Source organism: Nocardia alni (assembly GCF_019038435.1).
Taxonomy (GTDB): Bacteria; Actinomycetota; Actinomycetes; order Mycobacteriales; family Mycobacteriaceae; genus Nocardia; species Nocardia alni.
In genome coordinates this window covers 1-2,601 of the sequence record NZ_JAGPOX010000294.1, presented here as the reverse complement: position 1 = coordinate 2,601, position 2,601 = coordinate 1, and the positions used below count along the sequence as shown (strand labels likewise).

The window sequence follows — 2,601 nt, the reverse complement described above, 5'->3', positions numbered from 1 at the left end:
TTCCACCCCACCGCCGCCGGCATGGCCGCCGTCGCCGACCTGATCCTCACCCGCCTCACCACGCTCCCACCGAACGAGCGCGACACGCCCTGACCGGGCCAGCAAGCGATCGCGTGACGAGTCGTCGTACTCGGACGTGGTGGCGCGGGCAAAACGAGATTCGCGGCGCTACTGGGCTCGATCACGAGACTGCCGGTGATCGAACTCGATACGCGCTTCTGGCGCACTGGTATCACGGAAATATGAAGATTGGATTTTCCATTCCGCAATTCGGGATGCAGGCCAAGCAGGGAAATCAGGTGGGGCGCTTCGCGCGCGAGGTGGAGAGCGCGGGGGCGCACAGCCTGTGGGTCGGTGATCGGCTGCTCGCGGCGGTCGATCCGAAGGTCGGATATGGCGGTGGCACAACGTTTCCCGACGAGTTCAACCGATTGCTGGACCCGTTCGTGGTGCTCACCGCGGCCGCGGTGAGCACCGAGCGGGTACTACTGGGCACGAATGTGCTGATCGCGCCGCTGTATCCGCCCGCCGTGCTGGCACGCTCGCTGACCACCATCGATGTGATCAGCGGCGGACGCCTGATCGCCGGGCTCGGAATCGGCTGGTCGCCCGAGGAATACGCGGCGGCTGGGGTGCCGTTCGAGCATCGCGGCGCCCGCTTCGAGGAGACCCTCGACGCACTAGAGGCCATCTGGACCACCGATCCCGCAACCTACCAGGGGCATTACGTATCCGTTCCCAGACACCGCAGCGAACTGCGCACCGTGCGCAAGCCCCATCCCCCGATCCATCTGGGCGCGTTCAACCCGGCAGCCATCGCCCGGGTGGGGCGTCGCGGCGACGGGTGGCTGCCTGTCCTGCGCGTGCCCGGCGCGGACGGGCAGATCGAGAACCTGCGCGCCACACGGGCCGAGGTCGACCGTGCGGCCGAGGCGGCGGGCCGCGATCCGGGCGAGATCGCCACCGTCGTCCGGGTGAACGTCGCCCACGGCAGCGGCGTCGACGGGATCGCCGCCACCATCGAGGCTGCCGCCGAGGGCACCGGATACGACGACTACTTCGTCGACTTGATGTACACCGCCGATACGGTGGACGAAGTCCTGGGTCTCGCCGTCCGGCTGCTGGATCGGCTGCGCTGACTCACCAGGACATCGGGGTCGGAGCGAGCACGGTGGTGCGGTAGAGGGTGGGGTAGGTCGCCACGGCCTGGGCGGCGGCCGTGGCGGCGGACAGGGACCAGCCGCGGAATGAATCCACTGCGGGCCCTGGAGATCTCAGGGTGTCGATGAGGTCTTCGCGTGCCGCGGTCAGGTGCCGGACGCGGGTCAGCATCCGCAGCCGGGACAGGGGTGAATCCGGTGAGTCCCGTGCGCCCAGGTCCGCGGTCTGTTCGAACAGTGGTCGTAACCCCTGGTATCCGGGTACGGACGGCAGCACCGCCGCGAGCGCGACCATCAGCCGCACCCACAGCGGAATCTTGTACGCGCACCGGCCGGTCGCGACGACCATGCGGGTGAGCAGGATCGAATTGCGGTTCGCCTGGGCGATCGAGGCCAGCGTGGTGCGGCCCACCTCGTCCTGCGCGGCGAACTCGACCTGCCACAGCAGCGACAGAATCGACTGCGCGCACATCCCCGTCCGCAACAGTGCCAGCAGCTCGCGGCAACTCATACCATGACGCTGGGCGGGATCCAGACACCACCAGAGCCAGCAGCCGTAGGGCCATACTCGTTGTCGCACAAGCTGGTCCAGACTCACCGCGGGAGCGGGACACCGATCGAAGTCGTAGGTGTCGCTGGACATCGTTGTCCCTCACGAGCTTTGGTCGAACCATGAACCGCCAGGGGACGTTTCCGGTTTCGGGCCGGATGCCGCCTGGACATATATCAACGAGTGTGAGCGCGAACACTCGCACTGTCAACGCGATGTCGTGCCAGGGTCTATCAGTTCCAGAGCATCGCGACGCAGACGTTCGCGATCGCCAGCCAGCCCGCGGCATGCGGCATCCACGCGATCTCCTTGCCCCGCTTCGCATCCGCGCGCCCGACCTCGCAGAGCCCGGCCACCACGACCGCGACCACGAGCTTGGTGATGATCTTCGCGGCGATCAGGTGCTCGTCCAGGGAGTGGATCGAATCGGCCATGCCGGTCAGCACGAGTCCGGTGATGATCTGCGCCCGCGCTCCCCACACCATGACCTCGGACACAGTCGATCGCGAGGCCGCGTATCCGCCGATGATGGCAGCCAGGCCCAGCAGGTGAAGCACGACCACCACATTGAATACGAATGACATGAACACAGAGCTTAGGCCATACCGGGTAGATCAACTACATTCAGTAGTAGGATCGGCTGTCACCAGCAGTGCGATACGCACCGGCAACCGGGAGCACACAGCAGATACACAACAGACGTGGAGATCGATCCCACCCACGCTCCGTAGCGTCCCCCTCAGATCGGTCGATTTCCACAACCACATAAGGCAGGGAGATGACACACCAGGAGAACACCGGGCCCAGTGACCCGGCTCCGGACGCACCTCACACACCCCCACCCGGGGCGTCGCCGCCGACCGCCATCGCGGCGCCCCACACACCTGTCTC

General features: G+C 66.5%; 3 protein-coding genes. 1 reads left to right on the top strand and 2 read right to left on the bottom strand.

The features are described from left to right. Positions 1–242: 242 nt before the first annotated feature. The gene (locus JZ791_RS43900; RefSeq protein ID WP_216903875.1) at positions 243–1,139 is read left to right on the top strand and encodes a TIGR03619 family F420-dependent LLM class oxidoreductase; all 897 of its coding nucleotides are present in this window, start codon (positions 243–245) and stop codon (positions 1,137–1,139) included. A 1-nt stretch (position 1,140) separates the two neighbouring features. On the opposite strand, the gene JZ791_RS43895 is transcribed toward JZ791_RS43900, so the two are convergent. Then, positions 1,141–1,671, bottom strand: coding sequence for a hypothetical protein (locus tag JZ791_RS43895; protein ID WP_216903873.1), 531 nt, complete (start codon positions 1,669–1,671; stop codon positions 1,141–1,143). Positions 1,672–1,943: 272 nt separating this feature from the next. Further along, the gene (locus tag JZ791_RS43890; protein ID WP_216903871.1) at positions 1,944–2,294 is read right to left on the bottom strand and encodes a hypothetical protein; all 351 of its coding nucleotides are present in this window, start codon (positions 2,292–2,294) and stop codon (positions 1,944–1,946) included. Between the last annotated feature and the right edge of the window lie 307 nt (positions 2,295–2,601).

What these genes read in the sequence shown, in the direction of transcription:
- JZ791_RS43890 (WP_216903871.1), bottom strand. Translation starts at nt 2,294, where the DNA reads ATGTCATTCGTATTCAATGTGGTGGTCGTGCTTCACCTGCTGGGCCTG.
- JZ791_RS43895 (WP_216903873.1), bottom strand. Translation starts at nt 1,671, where the DNA reads ATGAGTTGCCGCGAGCTGCTGGCACTGTTGCGGACGGGGATGTGCGCG.
- JZ791_RS43900 (WP_216903875.1), top strand. Translation starts at nt 243, where the DNA reads ATGAAGATTGGATTTTCCATTCCGCAATTCGGGATGCAGGCCAAGCAG.